12 protein-coding genes and 2 pseudogenes are annotated in these 17,874 nt (G+C 42.3%); 1 reads left to right on the top strand and 13 read right to left on the bottom strand.

From position 1 onward, the window contains the following. The 7 genes and pseudogenes from ETF27_RS11015 to ETF27_RS11045 all read right to left on the bottom strand — a co-directional run. The coding region (locus tag ETF27_RS11015) for an Arm DNA-binding domain-containing protein (RefSeq protein WP_240048185.1) at positions 1-336 on the bottom strand (336 nt) is incomplete at its 3' end. A 228-nt stretch (positions 337-564) separates the two neighbouring features. After that, entirely contained in the window at positions 565-687 is a 123-nt protein-coding gene (locus ETF27_RS11675; protein ID WP_255418123.1) for a hypothetical protein, read from the bottom strand. A gap of 10 nt (positions 688-697) precedes the next feature. Continuing rightward, positions 698-1,717: pseudogene (locus ETF27_RS11025) on the bottom strand (potassium/proton antiporter); the annotation flags it as partial. A gap of 357 nt (positions 1,718-2,074) precedes the next feature. Then, positions 2,075-3,190, bottom strand: a complete 1,116-nt coding sequence (gene mnmA, locus ETF27_RS11030; protein WP_147785834.1) for a tRNA 2-thiouridine(34) synthase MnmA — start codon at positions 3,188-3,190, stop codon at positions 2,075-2,077. Between the two features lie 27 nt (positions 3,191-3,217). Then, positions 3,218-4,126: a YitT family protein gene (locus ETF27_RS11035; protein WP_130829610.1), complete on the bottom strand. Its 909-nt coding sequence runs from the start codon at positions 4,124-4,126 to the stop codon at positions 3,218-3,220. Positions 4,127-4,593: 467 nt separating this feature from the next. Continuing rightward, on the bottom strand, positions 4,594-5,619 hold the full coding sequence (locus ETF27_RS11040) for a porin (protein ID WP_130829611.1): 1,026 nt from the start codon (positions 5,617-5,619) through the stop codon (positions 4,594-4,596). A 70-nt stretch (positions 5,620-5,689) separates the two neighbouring features. Beyond that, on the bottom strand, positions 5,690-6,604 hold the full coding sequence (locus ETF27_RS11045; RefSeq protein ID WP_376744084.1) for a YitT family protein: 915 nt from the start codon (positions 6,602-6,604) through the stop codon (positions 5,690-5,692). A gap of 384 nt (positions 6,605-6,988) precedes the next feature. Between ETF27_RS11045 and ETF27_RS11050 the strand changes: the two genes are divergently transcribed. Next, positions 6,989-7,855 carry an aldose 1-epimerase family protein gene (locus tag ETF27_RS11050; RefSeq protein ID WP_130829613.1) on the top strand — a complete coding sequence of 289 codons (867 nt, stop codon included), beginning with the start codon at positions 6,989-6,991 and terminating at the stop codon, positions 7,853-7,855. A gap of 886 nt (positions 7,856-8,741) precedes the next feature. Here ETF27_RS11050 and ETF27_RS11055 read toward each other — a convergent pair. The 6 genes and pseudogenes from ETF27_RS11055 to ETF27_RS11610 form a co-directional block, all read right to left on the bottom strand. Further along, the gene (locus ETF27_RS11055) at positions 8,742-10,298 is read right to left on the bottom strand and encodes a hypothetical protein (RefSeq protein WP_147785835.1); all 1,557 of its coding nucleotides are present in this window, start codon (positions 10,296-10,298) and stop codon (positions 8,742-8,744) included. Positions 10,299-10,332: 34 nt separating this feature from the next. Next, a complete protein-coding gene (locus tag ETF27_RS11060) occupies positions 10,333-11,286 on the bottom strand; it encodes a PorV/PorQ family protein (RefSeq protein ID WP_147785836.1) in 954 nt (317 codons plus the stop codon). Positions 11,287-11,297: 11 nt separating this feature from the next. Next, a complete protein-coding gene (locus ETF27_RS11065; RefSeq protein WP_147785837.1) occupies positions 11,298-14,060 on the bottom strand; it encodes a S8 family serine peptidase in 2,763 nt (920 codons plus the stop codon). Between the two features lie 5 nt (positions 14,061-14,065). Then, the gene (locus ETF27_RS11070) at positions 14,066-15,676 is read right to left on the bottom strand and encodes a BACON domain-containing protein (RefSeq protein WP_165444200.1); all 1,611 of its coding nucleotides are present in this window, start codon (positions 15,674-15,676) and stop codon (positions 14,066-14,068) included. A 36-nt stretch (positions 15,677-15,712) separates the two neighbouring features. Continuing rightward, positions 15,713-17,326: a BACON domain-containing protein gene (locus tag ETF27_RS11075; protein WP_130829617.1), complete on the bottom strand. Its 1,614-nt coding sequence runs from the start codon at positions 17,324-17,326 to the stop codon at positions 15,713-15,715. A gap of 443 nt (positions 17,327-17,769) precedes the next feature. Beyond that, positions 17,770-17,874, bottom strand: a pseudogene (locus ETF27_RS11610) (IS982 family transposase); the annotation flags it as partial.

The raw sequence follows: 17,874 nt of genomic DNA on the forward strand, positions 1-17,874 counted from the left end.
ACTTGCTGGTTGACTCTGCGCCTTTATTTCAACACCCACCTTTTGCTCCATTTCCTTGACCATTCGGTCGTATCGTTCCAAAAATGTGGTTTGAGTTTGCATACTTCCTTGAAACAGCTCCTTGATGTCCGATGCTGTAAACGTAACACCACGGTCGCAAAGGTTTTGATAAGAAGATTGTACCGAGAGTAGCAAGCGTTCCAACTTGCCATTCGTTGCCACCGCCTCACGGCTCTTACCATTTAGCCTGCTCTCACGAGCGTTCCATAACTTGGGGTCGCACGAGAGTTTACAACTGAATTGGGCGATGGTTCGCTCGTAGGTTATCCGCCCCATTATCGACACTTGCCTCGTCCGTCAAAGCCCCATCGAAAAATATTCGGCAAAATATCAATTATCAATATAGATGATGTCCCAACCCAAACAAGGGCAGATGGAACATTGACATATACAGGGAAATTCAGTTAATTTCCCAATTGCCTGCGATTGGAGTTTTCCTCCGGTCGTTTTTCGCTTCGTCGGTGATAAGTGTTATTCGCTTGCCGCGTAACGCTTATATTCCACTCATGGAACGTCCACATTCCACCAATGGAACATCCACATTCCACCCATGGAAGGTACGCGTTCCTCAAGAGGAACATTTCCATTCCTCCCGAGGTCTCCCTCACGTTGCTGTTTTGTGCCCATATCAACAGCTTTATCTTCCTCCGGAGAGACAGAGAAGAATATCGCCCTTCTCCATTTTAAGTTTTCCATTGGGTACGATGATTGACTTGCCACGCTTCACCATCATTACGAGTGTATTTTTAGGAATATTCATCTCTGAAAGCAAGTTGCCATTTTCAAGCATCTCATCCGTAAGGATGACTTCCTTTAGCTGAGAACCTAATTCTTCCGGTATTTCCACACCAAACTCATTGCCGGTTTTCTCCTCTGGCAAATCCAAATTGAGCTTGCGTGCAATAAAGGAAATGGTTGTTCCCTGTACGAGAAGCGAGATGAGGGTGATGAAGAACACTATATTGAAGATGATGTCGGCACCTTCTATGTTGTTGATAAGAGGATAAGTGGCAAAAATAATCGGTACGGCACCACGAAGCCCAACCCAAGACAGAAAGGTTTTGGCACGCCAAGGAATCTTTGGATAAGGTAAAAGACAAATTATCACGCTTATAGGGCGGGAAACGAACATAATAAACAAGCCAATGGCGAGTGCCATTAAGCTCACCCCAGCCATTTCCGATGGATTGACGAGCAGTCCAAGTGTCAGAAAGAGTACAATCTGAAGTAGCCATGTGAGTCCGTCAAGAAAAGTTGCCATTTCGCGACGGTAGGATAAACGACTGTTGCCCACTACGAGTCCCGCAATGTAAACAGCAAGATAGCCGTTGCCATGCACGACATCCGTAAGCGTGAACGTAATAAAAACCATACATAGAAGAAGCACAGGGTAGAGAGCTGTATTGGGCAAGTTAATATGATTGATTAACCAAACAGTTATGCGTCCTGCACAATAGCCGATGGCTCCCCCTAACAAAAATTGTTCAAGTAGGTTGACGGCAAGTCCTTGGATAGAAAAATGCGTTCCGGAAAGTACTACATCCATCAAAACTAAGGTGAGCATATAGGCCATGGGGTCATTACTTCCACTCTCCAGTTCCAAAATGGGTCGTAGCCTATGCTTGAGTCCCATTCGTTGGGAGCGTAAGAGGTTAAAATAAAGCTAAAAAAAACAGGACTAAATGGTGTATAAATCTTTTAAAATAGTAAAACAGAAAGTTTTACAAACAATATTCGGTGTGGTGATATAACCCTTTGCAATGCAAAAGCTTACCTTTTGGAAAGCGACAGAGAATTGAAGATTTTTGACGAAACAACCGTAGCGATATTTTCCGAAATCATTTTCGCTTTCAAAAAGGTTGAGTTGTCTCATCTGCTTACCGGTTGCTTTAGGACGTTTCTCTATCTACCGATCGACCATGACCATGCGCCTTGTTGCGCTTAGTTCCGGCATTAAAAAGGTTGGTTCCAACGCGCGAAAGCCAATCTTTTTGTTTGCATATAGTCTTGAAGATTAAAGTGTAATCTCCGCAGAACCGAAACAACGTTCGTGTGCTTCGTCATAGATGACACAGAACTGTCCCGGTGCCACTCCGTGAATCTTGTCGTCTGAATGAATCAACGCGGTTGGAAATGGGGCGGATGTTGTTTCGCTCATCAGTTCCAAACTTCCTTTGTGGAACTCCGGTGTATGGCGAATCTTGAAAGTAACAGGAATAAAACTCTCGGATGCATCTTGAGGCTGAGAGGCTTCCGTCAGCCAATGCAAATCGTGCACCTTAAAATCTTTTTTATATGCTGTTTCCGGATCATAGCCATGACTTACAAAGAGCAAGTTGTTGGCGACATCTTTCTTGACTACGAACCACGGACCTCCACCAAATCCCAAGCCTTTGCGTTGTCCGATGGTGTGAAACCACAATCCTTTGTGTTCTCCAATCTTCTTGCCGGTTTCCAACTCCACGACATCGCCTTTTTGTTCTCCCAAATATCGACGTACATACTCGTTGTAGTCGATATTTCCCAAGAAGCAGATTCCTTGCGAATCTTTGCGATGTGCCGTGATAAGGTTTTCCCGTTCGGCAATTTCACGTACTTCGTTCTTAACGTAATGACCGATGGGAAAGATGGCTTTGCGCAGTTGCCAATCGTATATCTGTGCGAGAAAATCAGTCTGGTCTTTCACGGGATCGGGAGCAGTACAGAGCCATTTCTTTCCGCAAATCCATTTGGTTTGCGCGTAATGTCCCGTTGCAATAAGGTCGTAATCATATCCTCGCTTCTCGTCGAAGGCTCCAAACTTTATCAATCGATTGCACATCACATCAGGGTTGGGTGTAAACCCGGCTTTCACCTTTTCCATCGTGTATTTCGTTACTTTATCCCAATATTCCCGATGGCAGTCAATTACTTCAAGTTTGCACCCATAACGACGAGCAACGGCAGTCGCCATCTCGAAGTCTTCTTCGGAATTGCAATCCCATTCCTCCTTTTCCTCCGGACCGATTTTTATGTAGAAACAATCAGGAGCTAACCCCATACGAGCCAACTCATAAACGACAACCGAGCTATCTACACCCCCGGACAACAATACGGCAATCTTTTTCCCTTTTATCTCATCATAGTTCATGTTGCAAAGTTACGACTTTCCACGAACTTACGCCTCTTTGACCGAAAGTTTTTTGCGCTTCCCTACTTTCATCCGGTCAAAACCTATGCCATATACGCCATTGACGGAACTCTGAGAGATAAATGCTTCAGGGTCGATTTCATCAATGACTTGGAAGATTTCTCGTGTTTCCGTGCGACGTGCAAGAATGAACAGCATGCCCATTTCCTTGCCTGTATAAAAGCCCCGGGCATCAATCAGCGTACATCCGCGTTGCACGTCATTATTGATGGCATTGCCTATTTCCTGCCATTTCTCTGACACAACGAAGAATTGGACGGAACCACGCATACCATTGATTACGTAATCCACTACGGAGGTCATGACAAACAGCGTGATATAACCATAAATGATATTCTCCCAGTTCTTTAGAACCACATAACCGGAAGTGATGATAATCAAGTCGCAGGCCAAGATGACCTTCCCCAATGATACATCATGGTGCTTATTTATCATTGCCGCAATCACGTCAGAACCTCCCGTACTGGCATTGTATTGCAATGCGATGCCTGTCCCTATTCCCAACAGTGCACCCCCTATCACACAGGCGAGGAAAGGCTGGTTGGAAAATAGTGTGGTGTCTTTCAATAATGCTTGAAAGATGGATGTCTGAATCGTGAAAACCACAACGGCAAAGATGGTTCTGACGCAGAATTTCCATCCCAAAATCTTCAACGCAATCAGCAACAAGGCAATGTTAAGCGTGAAATAAGTGTATTGTACGGGGATATTTACTCCCCAAAACACAACAGATGAAAAACCCGCGATACCACCAATTGGTATTTTGTGGGGCAAGATAAACGCACACCAACCAAAACTCGCTATGGATATGGCGATGGCTATAAACAAAAAGTTCTTAATCTCGCGGATTATTGTCTTCGGTTGATTTTTTACCATAACTGTTATTTTTAATTATCCTAATGCTGTTCTTTCATCATCCCAAGGAATGAAATCACGATTCCTTGTGAGGGTATGAGCTACCCAAGTGCAAAGATACGACAGAAAGATGAAAAAGTAAAAGAATTAAAGGAATAAGTTGAAGAAAAAACGCTTCTTGCCATCTTTTTTTATGATACAGGAATAAAGAAAAAATGCTGACAAGATTTAGCAATAGGATTACAACTTGTTGATAACAAACTTAATACGTTTAACTTTCAAGACAAAAAAAGATAGAATAAGGGTGTGAAAAAATGATAACAGGGCTACCTGTTAAATTGAAACAAAGAGCTGTTGGAACATGGGTATAAGCATAAAAAAGCTTCTTCTTATCATCCTTATACAGACCTTAAAAACAAAAATGCTTACAATTTAAAAGCAAAGGGAAGTACTCTCACAAGCACTTCCCTTCTTCGTCATATTTAATGTTAGAGAACCTTTACTCGCCAAGTTACACCAACGTTCACCTGCGACTCCTTATCGTGAACAACCGCTTGTGGATTGGTGTTTTTTCCAAAAGCATAACTATAATATCCGTGTACCCGGATGTTCTTGTCTTTCAATGGGAAATATTCAAATCCTGCCCCCACGCGTGTCAGCTCAGTACCGTCCTGAACTGCAACGTCAGCATCGGTACCGGAATGATTGACCTCATAGCTTGCCTTCGCAAATACATTCACTTTCTCCGTTGGCTGATAAGACACCTGTCCCACAACGGAACAATCTTTACCAAAGAACGCTTGATGAGAGGAAGCTCGATTCATGTAGTCCAGCTCTATCTGAACATTGCTGCCAAGCCGAAACCGGTTGCCCAAAGCAATATAGTTAATAAATTTGTTGGGAGCATATTCCAACAAGTTTATCGACCAGTTTGATTCATAAAATCCATGAACGCCCATCCATTGCAGATTGTAAGCATACATATCGGCACTGTGTCCGGTCATGTTCTTGTAGTTTTTCTGATACGGACTTTGGCAAACCTGCCCAACAAAGGTATCGTTGCCACTGTTGGTAACGAACTCTCCCGCCAGTCCCCATTGATAACAGGGGAAGTTATAACAAAATTCTGAAAGGAAATAGCAATCGATAGGAGCCGGATAAAGTTCCCATCCGGACACAAGAACGATGTATTTACCCGTTATCAGCGAGAGGTTCTTGGTGGGTTTGTATTTCAGGAACAGCCAATCGGTAGCATCGAAGAATGAATAATCTTTATTGATGCCATTCAGTCGCTGACGATAAGCGTATGAAAACTTTGGAGTGATATCGCCTTTTAATACGAAATCAACGATATTACCCTTAAAACCACTGTTGTCCTTGTCTTTGGTGCCGTCAATGGTGGTGTGCTGATAATCGCCGCGTGCCTCAACATCAAGACTCAAAGGCTTGGTTTCTTGAGCCGATGCGGTGATGCCACCCATAATCAATAGTGCAAAAATAGTTCTTAAATTCATGTTGTTTTTCTATGAGACATAATAATTCCACAGAGCAAGACTTGCCCTGTGGAATTCAAGTTTTTCTATATTAATGTCGTTTTGATCTTCTGTTCCAAAGCCCATATACCTCATTCACCGTGTCGGTGGTAACAAACGACTCGATGCGTTCATCGCCCAAGTATGCCATCAGCTTCTGAAGGTCGTCGCCGGTGAGGATAATTTCCAGCTGCATTGACTTCTCATGGCTGAAACCGCCAATGATTTCATGCATGGTAACGCCGCGTTTGATTTCATTGATTACATAACTCATAATCTTCTCATAATCTTTGGAGATAATAAACACGCGCCGTTTGCCGCTCATGCCGGTCATAAAATGATTAATGATGATACCGTTGAGCCATGTTCCAATCAGACCGATAACCACAAGATCCACATCGTTGATTGCGAAAGCCGTGCAGCAGATGAGCGCACCACCCACGCTGACGGATGTTCCTAAACTCACGCCAGTGTATTTGTTGATAATCTTCCCTAAGATGTCCAATCCGCCGGTAGAAGCGTTAATGCTGAACAATATACTTTGCGAGGCACTTAATATCACAACAAAGCAGAGCAAGTCGAACCATGGATTGGCAATGGTCTGCCCTGCCACATGCACCGCGAATATCGACTCGCTCATTGGGAATATGGAGCCAATGAAATCAATCATCGGACCAAGAATAAGCGCAGTGTAAACTGTCTTAGCACCAAACTCATTGCCAATCAAGACGAAAGAGAGGATGAGCAATATGGCATTAATCACGAAGATTATCGAGCCCACAGAGATAAAAGGCAGCAACTTGGCAAGCACAAGAGAAAGACCGGTGATGGAGCCTATAATCAGCTTGCTGGGGATTAAGAAGAAATAAACGCCAAGGGCTGCAACGAACATACCTACGGTCATGATGACCAATTCAACCCAAAATTTCTTCGTAGCCAATATAGAACCGAGTTGCGAGAGACCCATACTCACTTTTTCGGCAGAGAGAAGGCTACCAATTTTTACATTGTTATTCATTTTTTGTACGGTTAAAAGTTATTATTCTTTAAGGTGGATGAGATTTGAAACCCCACCGCTTTTTGTTTGTAATACGGATTAAATAGAATGTCTTTCTATTAATAAGGCGATGCAAAAATACAGTTAAAAAATGATATACCCAATTTTTTAACCCTAAAAAATGAGTCTTCTTCGCGTTTTTCTTTCAATTTGTTACCTCTTTTCGCTTTTGTTTACAGAAATAAGGGTAAAAAACAAGTAAAAAGAGAGGAGAACTATGGAATTTTATTCTTAAATTTGCACATGAAACATGGCACCATATTAATATACCGCATAACCCATTCATACAAAATCATGGAACAAATAGCAAACGACTTTCTGACAATTCGCGTATCGGAATTGGGCGCGGAGCTGACAAGCATCAAAAATGAGAATGGTAAGGAATATCTGTGGCAGGCTCATCCCAAATTTTGGAATCGCCATTCACCCATCCTCTTCCCATTGGTGGGAAAGCTATGGCAAGATACTTTCTGCATTGATGGAGAGGAATATCATTCCAAAAGGCACGGCTTCGCGAGAGACACCGAGTTTAAGCTAATCAAGAAAGATGCCAACAGACTGTTATTTAGCATGCACGATACGGAAGCCACTTATAAAATCTATCCCTTCCACTTTATTTTGGGCGTTAGTTACAAGCTGGAAAGAAACAGAATTCATGTGGTGTGGCACGTGCAAAACGTTGATAATAAGGAGATACACTTCCAAATAGGTGGGCATCCGGCATTCAATCTCCCCGATGTGAAAGAGGGAGAGCCTGTCAAAGGATACCTAAAACTCAATGCTGAAAAACTCCTGCGCACAAAACTCTCGCCGGAAGGAAACCGACTGAAAGGTTACACGGAGTTTGAAACAGATGAGGGAATATTGGAATTTGATGAAAACACTTTCAAAGACGATGCGCTGATTTTTGAACACAGCCAGTTGAGCGATATTCAACTACTCAATCGGAAAGGTGCGCCGGAGGTGTCATTGCAGTTCAATACTCCCGCAGTAGGCATTTGGACACCACATGGCAAGTGCGCACCCTTTATTTGCATAGAACCATGGTATGGTATCGCGGACGCTGTGGGCTATAAAGGAGAATTCAGAGAGCGTCATCTTATGAACCATCTGCAGCCCGGCGCGAGTTTCATGAGCGAATACATCATCACCATCCACTAAACATCACTTTCAATTTTTCGGATTAAAGCACCAAGATGGACAAAAAGCTGCTTATTTTGCATTTAAACTTGCAAAATAAGCAGCTTTTCAGTATCGTTTAATTGCAATTCGTTACAAAATATGAATGAAGAACAAAATGTTTCCACATAGCAAGACTTCTGCAAAGCAACGTTCCAAAATCAATCCTCTGTCTGCAAATACTTTTTCAGATGGAATTTTTGTGAAACTGACCGGACGATAAGATGTAGTTTTAGTTTTGACACATCCTTTCTTTATTTATGGAATTTCAGCCAATCCCCTATTTTACCGGGTCGTTGAAAATGTAAAAATCCTTCCCGGCGATATAAGAAATGTTTAATAATGTCCTGAATTTTCTTCATTCATCTATCAAAAGCTTAGCTTTTGCTTTCCAAAAGGTAAGCTTTTGCAATGCAAAAGGTCATGAATCGGGGTGCAAAAGCAGACCTTTTAAATTATAATCAATATCACGCTGATTATCAATTGATTACAAAGTTCGTTTTAACATCTGTTTTTGTCATATAATTTCATGGTGCCGGTCGGGTCGAATGTTCGCCATCAAGCGTTGTCATCACCTGAATACGAATTGAAGACATAAAGGAATGTGTGCCATTCGGCATTAGAACCAAACACGTAAAGTCTCATGGTTTGATGCAATCTTGCGTGAGGGCTAACAAAATTATTTAGTCCAAATTGGTCATTGGAAAAAGCTTCTTGGCATTTTCTAATGACCAATTTGGGGTTAAAGTTAAAGGCTGAACTCCTCGCTTGGAATCCAGCCTTTCAATTAACTTTCCATCTTTGCAATTAAGTCATTATTTCGTAGGCGGAAAGTACACTCTCATTATTGTTTTATAGTGGTTAAAAATCATTTAACGTATATTTTCTTCATTGTTCCATCAGAATATTTTATGATGTTCAATCCCTTTTGAAGTTTCTTCAATTTATATCCGTTAACAGAGTAAACTTCCATCTTGCAAGGCTCGTCCGACTTTGTGCTTTCGATGCCGGCAGAGGTTGGTTGCACAACTAATGGCTCACTCTTAAATACATTTTCTCCATCATCATAGACCATAACCAGTGAGAGTTTGGTGATGTCCGGATCATAGAAGTGCAGGATGCGTAGATTGCCATCCGATTTGATGTCATCATTCTTTTTGTCTTGGTAGTTGAAAGGAATGTTTGTCATATCATCGTCAATGTAGAAGTACTCGCTCTTTATAAACTTAAAGGGCTCTTTACTGTCGTTGACATAAACATTGTAATACATTTTGTCCGGGCTGAGGTAGTTGCCATTTACATCCGCATTGTTTACATAGAAAGCCAATATAGTAGTTGTTGTTGAGTAATCATAACTCGGTGTAGCATTGCAATAGAACAGTTTTGGTGTCTCCGGCTTTGCGGCTTTTTGAACGAATGGAGTCAATGTCATATTTCCAAATACCTCATAATCATCCGATGGATTATTAGTCTCACTGCTCAGACCCAAAAACATCTTAAGCAGATTGCCGGTGGTAAGCTTTTGCGTTTCAGTATCTACTGAAAAATCAATTCTATCGGCCATCGTTGTTGCATCTTTGAAAGCAGCAGCAAAAATATGATATTTCATCAGGTCGCCTGAATACTTGCCAAAATCACCCTTGGTAGATGTTCCCATATACTGATTTGTCAACAAGGTCGCCTTATTACCATTTAACGTAATCTTTACCCATGCGTCTGCCAATGCCGGATTTTTTGAAATGCCCTTTAGGTATAGGTCGTTTCCTTCTGCAATTGCATCAATAACACGTGGTGAACTTTCTTCGGCGCACGTGAACGTATATTGTTTCTTCACACCTGTTGTGGGAGGGGTCAGCAACTTGCATGCAAGCGTGCTGATGGTAATATTCCAATCGCCATAGAATCTATCCCAAACGCCGGAATTATCCACCATGCCCAATATTTCTTGTTTGGTGCCCATACCTTCCATTTGAAGCTTCGAGCCATCCCATGAAAACTCGATGTAGTTCTTATCCGGTGCAACCACCTCATATTGATTATCTCCTTTATTGACCAAACGATTGAGCGTAAATACTCTATCGCTTCCTCTTTCCGAATCATCATCGCCACCACTCTTGTCTTTATAGAATTTTTGTGGGAAGACAGCTTTGTATTTTCCTTCTCCCGTCTTGTCAAGTTTCATCCAAGATTTGCTTTCGAGTCCTGAGAGTGGGTTGTAAACATAAAGACATCCATCCGTACCCTCTATGATTTGCGAGACCAAACCTTCGTAAACACCGGGTTCTGAATTTACCCATCCCCGCACCCAAGATTCGCTATGGCGATACATATTGTCGATTTTCTTCCCTTCAGGCTCGGTTACAATCTGAGCTGTGGCAGCAATACTTATTGCCAATGTACAAATTGAGAATAATGCTTTTTTCATAATTTGATTTTTAGATTGTGAATAATTTGTTTTGTTAGAAATCATATCCAAGTCCAATGGTGCAGTAGCTTTTCCCACCATCTGCAGTTTTCAGCATATAAGCACCATTGATGCGAAAGTTATGGTATTTGACTCCCGCACCCATTGTGAAATGACTGAGGTTGTGATCGCCATACTCATAACCTGCTCTTGCTGACAACAAGTTGTTGTAGGTGTATTCAACGCCGCCACCCAACATGAAAACTTTGGCGTCTGTGGGTCGGAAGAAATAGCGTGTGGCCAACGCTGCACCTACTTTGTGCATGTCGGTTACATCAACTTCCATTTTTCCTCCTAATGAAACATGAGTGGGCATTGAGCTTTTGTGCCCATTACCGTAGTCAAGGTCAGGACCTATAGCTTCCACCTTGGCGTCAATCATAACGTTGGCTGGTCTTTTCGCCATTGTGATGTTATCTTTAGTATAGGATAGTCCCACCGAAAAAGCACCGCCGTAGGCATTCTTAGAAAGATGGCTGAAGATAAAAGCTCCGGTAGCATAAGCAGCCAACCCATTGCCTATCATGTAAGAGTAGCCCAAATCAATAGTCCAATCATAGGGTTTATATTCCTTGGTTGGTTCGCCCATCATGTCGTATCCGTTGAATTTTAGTCCGCCGGCATACCTGAAACCTCCAAATACTGAGTGCCGCTTAAAAAGTTTGTAACCTATTGTGGCTGTGTACAAACCGAATAATCCTTGTGCGCCATCTTCTTTTTCATACAACGAGGCTGAGGCATCGGCTGTAAACCTTTTATCGGTGTTGAAGAACGCCGAGGGAGTATTGTAAAGGTACATTCCATCGCTTGCAACCGAAGCATTGCCCATGCTTGCTGTTTTGGAATCAGGATTTGCCGTTAGAATTGGTAGGGATTGTCCTTGGGCTTTCGCTTGTGTAGCACCGAAAAGTGCTGCACAAGCTATGATTATCATATGTTTTGATTTCATGTCTGTTGAATTTATCGTTTAATGAACATTTTGCTGAAATCACCCTTGTTTGTATGCACTGTCAGCTTGTAGGTGCCAGAGCGCAAGCTGGCGAGATTCAGTGTGGCAACATGCTTGCTGTCGGGTTTTACATTGGCTTTCATCACTCGTTCACCTACGGTTGATGAGATGATGAATTCTGCTTGGCTAACCTCCGGGTTGAGTAGAGCATTGATATCTCTTTTCACCGGAATAGGATAGACGGCATAGACCGGAGCGGACTTTCTCTCAACGACACGAAGTTGGAACGAGCCTTCCGATGAGTTTTGCCTACCGTCGGAAGCGAGTACGCTGATGCGGGTCGTGCCTTTTGCCAAAGCCTTGATTTGAATGTTGTTGTTGGTTATTCCGGCTGATGCAATCTTATTGTTCGATGCACTAACCGTGTAGGTCAGCTCTTTGTTGGCACTGCCCGAATAATGCCCCTTCAACGGAATGTTCACAACGCCCTCATCGAGTCCGATAATAAAATTGTCGAATGGCTTTTCAAGTTTCGGTGGCATATATTTGAAAATGCAGAATCTGAGATTCTTTTCCAATTTAGCACCAAGATCGTCGGAGATAATGAACTTGCAAGTATAGTTGCCGGCTGCGAGAACGGGGACGATGGTGATATTCACCGTTGATTTGTTGATGGTGTATGAAACGCCTTTTGTATCGCCGGCAGTCTTCAAGTCCCAGTTGTGTCCGTCAGGATCAGCAACGTTGAAGCTGAAAGTCTTTCTTTCGTTGTTGCTCAATTCGATAACGTCTTCGGGAAATCCCGTTGCCTCAGGAGTATGATTGAGTTTTGTCTTGCACTTCTTAATGATAGGCTCCGAGATGTTGCCCCAACGGTCGATGGCAACAATGGCAATGTAGTATTCCTTGTTGTCCTGTAGATTGTCAAAGTTGAACTTCAGTGTCTCTCCCAGCTTATGTCCAATACCGTTGATTTCTCGATAGGTCTTGTTCTTGAGATTCTCTTTCGTGAGTTCGTTAGGACTGATGTAGAGTCTGTAGAAAGAGGCTGTCTTATCCTCATCTTTAGCAACGCTCCATTCTGCACGGATTTCCACGAAGTCAGGGATAAGGTTTAGCTTCTCAACCTTATCGGGGGCTATCTTGGTGTCAGATTCAAATGCAGCCTCAGCATCAATGTAGCCCTTTCCCAACTTTCCTTTGTACATCGGATTCATTTCATCGATGTTGAATGGGCGGTATGCAGAGACAAGACGCGATTTAAGATCATCATTGGTAAATCCCTGTTTTCCAAAATAAGATGCGACAAGCGCAGCAATACCTGAAACGTGTGGGCAAGCCATTGAGGTTCCTTGAAGAAATGCATAACCCTTTGGATTCTTCGCCATAGAGACGGTACTTAAAACACCTCCTTCTGTTCCGTAGGTCTCCTGGTCGCCTCCCGGAGCCATGATGGTTACCCATTTCCCATAATTACTGTAGCTGGCTCTCTTGAAGTCCCATGCCATCGCTGAAACAGAAACCGTCGGAGCGTAGCAAGCAGGGTAAGCCGAAAACTCCTTATTCTCGTTACCGGCGGCGAAAATGACCACTCCTCCCTTCATTGGTGAATCGGATCTCTGCTTTCCAGTTTCGTCACAACCGGCATATTTAATGAAATAATCGATGGCTTCCTGCAAAAGCTTAGGCATTTCTGTGACTTCGGAAGCTGAGGGATAGCCCCATGAGTTCTGACAGATGACAGCACCATTGTCGGCGGCGTACTTAATAGCTGCTGCCGCATCGCCCTGCTCATTCTTTTTTCTGAAAATCTGGCAACTCATGACCCTTACTCCACTACCTGGAGTTCCATCGCCACCAGCAATACCAGCGACTCCTTTACCGTTGTTGTTGCGTGCAGCAATAGTTCCCGCAACGTGCGTACCATGTGATTCGTCATCAGGCTCTATCGTGCCACCAACGACATTATCGCCCTCAACAAAGTTGTAGCCGTAAACATCATCAATGAAACCATTACCATCGTCATCGAAGTTAGGCTTTCCGTTTTTTTCCAGTTCATTCACATAGAGGTTTCCCACCAAGTCTTCGTGGGTTACGTCTATACCACCATCGACTACGGCAACGATTACATTTTTTGTTCCTGTTGTATATTTTTCCCATACAGGCTTGACGTTACAGTCAGCCCCCGGAACAGCGGTAGCACTCACTGAACCATCGTTGTAATAATGCCATTGCTGGGGCAGCAGCGGGTCGTTGAATTTCCCCTTAGCACTGGTTGTCTTGGCTGTGGTTTCAATATTTCTCACTGACTTGACTGTTACTTCGGGATGAGCGATGGGTAGGATGCGCTCAACATACTCAACTCCCTTAACTTTGTTGAATTGTTGAAGAACAGCCCCAACGTCTTTACTCTCATCAAAATATACGGTGTACCAGCGATCAAGACCTACGGCAACGGTACGTGCCTCGTATTTGCCTGCCGGTTTGAAAACTCTTTCCATCCTGTAAGCTCCCGAGAATTTCATTGCGGAAGCCATTGCCGAGGGTACACTCTGCATTTCCACTTTCCCGTCTGATGAACTTGCCAGCTCATAGTTCTCTCCCGGACTTAATTTGATATTGATGCAGCCTTTTACTGCAAAGATATCCTTGTTAATCGTAACATTGCGTGTGCCGGAATTGGGTGCTTCCAAATTGAAGTTGTCCTGACACGATGTGGCAAACATCATCCCCACGACAGCGCATGTACATAGATATATAATTGATTTTTTCATTTCTTTTATTGTAGTTTTCTTCGATTTTCTTTCTTGAGCATTCTTTCCACTTTGGATACCATGGTAGTTTTGCTCCCTGAAAAAACATCCGGCTTGTAAAGAACGCTTATTTGCATGACGGGCTGTCCTGCATTTATATCAGCGAATTTATCACCGGAAATAGCCAATGTCAGACAGTCGGAACGGCGTGCATAAACATGATGCTTACCGTTGTATCCAATAAATTCAAAATTGTTGGAAGTAAGTAGTTTGTCAAATTCACGAGTAACGAACCATTCCTTACCTTGTCTCCAAATTCCAAGATTTGGATTACTGTAACTCAAACTATACTGTTCCACGCTTCCCACCATTTCTTTCGGTGCCGGGAAGTCTCCGCCACGTGTAAACAAAAAGTATGTTCGCGTTATCAGCAATGGATCGGTGGTCTTGTAAGCTACAGCCTCTATCTCTCTGTTCTTGGAAACTTGCCGAGCTATTTCTTTACTGTTCTGCGATTTTTCATATTTATCTATCGCACTGAGTTTTTTGTCAGCTTTATTGAGCAAGTGAAGTGGACCTAACTCGAGGCTCTTAAACGTCTCATAGTCACGATCCTGAATGTGCATTTGCCAGAAGAAAAGAACAACGCTATTGTTGCTTTCCATAATATCCACATCCATTGTCATTAGTTCCTGTTCGTTAATATAATGGTTAGGGTCTTTCGTATCTCTGACATAGCCATTCGCCTTGACAAAGTCTTGAAACTCCTGAGAACGCACAGCATCTACACCTTCTTTTACCAATGAGCGTGTAAAAATACGTGTTGGCATGAAAGTCTCCGTGTCATGCACATAGAAGACTTCTTTAAATAGAGGGGAGGGAGTTCTAAACACGTATGTTTCTTCGTATAAATTAAATGAAGGATCTGGAGGACCATATTCGGCAAAGAGGCTGCCGCGTTGATGCTCAAAATTCATCATTTTATAAAGGCTGAAAGGTATACCCGGATTACATGCCAATACAAAAGCGCATACTCCCGGCTGCTTTACGACTACGTCAGTATTTTTCCCTCCTATAGAAATTTTCAGTTTGACTGTTCGCTCTTTTGTGTCATAATTAGGCTTTGAGATAAATTTCAAGGAATGTTTCTTTTTGACAATCTGCAACCAGTCCGTACTTTCTGCCTGTATCAGCTCATAGGGTATATCACCAGTATTCACGTTTACCGATGTAGTGCCTCCCACCTGTGGCAATACGACTTCACCTCCGGAAATACCCAAAGACTGATTGTCAGCACTTTGGCTGACAGTTATTTTTTTCACTGCCAAGCCGCCGTCGATAAGGATATAGCTGTTTCGTTCCATTCCGGTAACATTCGCATCAACTTTCACGATAAGTTCGTTGCCATTAGGAGTCAAATGTATCCACTGCCTCGGAGAAGTAGCAATCCACTCCTTGCAGTTTGTATTCACCATAATTGTTTTCTCCTCTCCCTGTGTGTTGAATGTCAGAGCTTGTTCGGAGACATCAAGTTGTGGTTGTTCAAAATCAACACTGTCTGCACAATTCGCCACCATTGCCATTACCAAACAAAAAGCGGAGAGGCGCAACAAATGATATAATTGTTTAATTTGCATATCGAATAATACTAAATTAGAGTTTAATGTGATAGACTAAAATTTTAGCATTTTCTTAGCTTTATTGAAATTGCTTATCATCTTGTCTTGCGCCTTGACAACTTTACTGCCAGCACCAAAAACGGTATTATCGTAATTGTAGAGCAATGCAAGCACCGGAACATTGTTATCGACTACACAAGTAACTGCAATGAGCAAATGGTCTCGTTGACGTCCAAAGAAATGCGTATTATTGGTTGTGCGTAGGAATGAAAATCCTTCTTCGCCAAGCTTTTTCTTAAGTTCATTTGTAACAAGCCATTTTTTTCCATATTTCCATACACCGAGGTCGGTGTTCTTGAACAGGAGGGCTCCAATCTGCACACTACCGAGCTTCTCATCAGCCTTTCCATCTTCGCCGGTAGTGAAGAAAATATGAATGCGGCTATAGGCTGGTTGTTGGCTTGCATTAAGAATATATTGGATTTGTGAAACTTCAGTCTTCTTGAATTCATTATAGCTACGTTCTTCTTCTTTGCTTCCGGCTTTCTTTTCAAAAGCCTCTACTTCTGGCACTTTTACATTAGCAACCTGCAAGAGTTCGAACGGATAGTAAGGTAATTTGTCGAAAGTCTTAAGTTCTTTAACTTGTTTTATCACAGGTGTATAAGTAAGATTTACGCCCTCTCCACCCGGTTTCTCAGAAACAAAGACCTTCAGTGATAAAAGTTCTTTTTCATTGAAGTATTCTCTATCCGATTCCGAATTGCTGCGTGTATAGCCATTATTGGTGAGGAATTTTTCAAAAGCCTTGTCCTTGACAGCATCTACGGCAACCATGCCATCACCAATATTGATAATCTGCGATGACGTTACACCGTCCGGGCTGCAATATTGCATTAACGTAAATATGGGGGAAGGAGTGATGAAAGTATAGGTTTCTTCAATACCGAAACCCGGCATAGCTTGCTGATATTCGCGAAGATAGCTTCCACGTCCCAATTCATAGTCCATAATCTTATGAACATCCTGTGGCATTCCCGGATTGATGGGAAGGAGATAACGCTGAATACCTGCCTGTGAAACAACGATTTCACGCATTTGGTCGCCACTCTTGGCATAAAGTTTCACCATGCGTGTCTGATCGGTGTTGTTGCATTCTGCCACCAATTTTATTTCTTCGGAAAACTTATGTATTTTCAACCAATCAACTCCCTCACTGGTAGTGATGTCATAGATAGCAGAATTGGTTGAGATATCAACCACCTTCTCGCCTCCGGTTTGAGGAAGATAGACAACCTCGGGCATGACTTCGAGCGATACATCCGCCGCACTCTGAGTAACGTCAATCTTTCCCGTAGCACCATTCGCATTCACGATAACGTGCCCCATGCGTTGGTTACCCATTTTGTTTTCAGCTACTTTCAGTTTTAGCACATCTCCATCCTGAATCAATGTCAGCCAGTCGCCTTCCTGTGGCGAGGCAGCAGTCCAATGTTCTTGATTCGTATTGACACTGATGTTTCGTTCACCGGCACCTCTGTCAAACGCTACACTGGTTTCTGAAAGAACCAACGTCGGCAACTCAAATTCGTCTTCTTTTGCACACGAAAGTACAGAAAGGAGAATTCCTCCAAGTAAAAGAGGAAAGATTGTCTTTTTTAATCTCATTTTGTTTTAGGTTTTATAGAATAATAATACATTTAATTAATTCCAAAATCTTCAATAAATATTAGGAAAACTGTGCATATAACGTAATTCATAACTATTACACTTAATTAGTTACTTTTTACACTAAGCGCTACAAATATCCTAATAAATGAGGATAAAAACAAGCGTTTATACCAAAAAACATTAACAATTTAACGTATTTTATCTTATCTCTCCCTTATTCTTCTATTCATTAACAGTATTATACTCATATTGACATTCTATTTTTACACTTTATTTTATTTCTTGATTTTCCGTCAGTAATATCCGGTAAAATGTTAATTGGCGATACAAAAATGATAGTTTTTCACAGCTTATTGAGTTCTTGAATGCAAATATCTTGATAATAATTGGTTGTTGGTAACCATTCCCATATTATACGCGAGTTCGGGATAAGAAAATCTTTAGAAAAGTTCCAATTGCCTTGATTTCTCCACGTGTACTGGCAGTGCCTCCGGCTTATTGTCAAAGAAACAATAGGCTGTAAGAGCAGAACATAAGTTCATGAT

Origin of the sequence: Prevotella brunnea (genome assembly GCF_008016795.1) — a bacterium.
Taxonomy (GTDB): Bacteria; Bacteroidota; Bacteroidia; order Bacteroidales; family Bacteroidaceae; genus Prevotella; species Prevotella brunnea.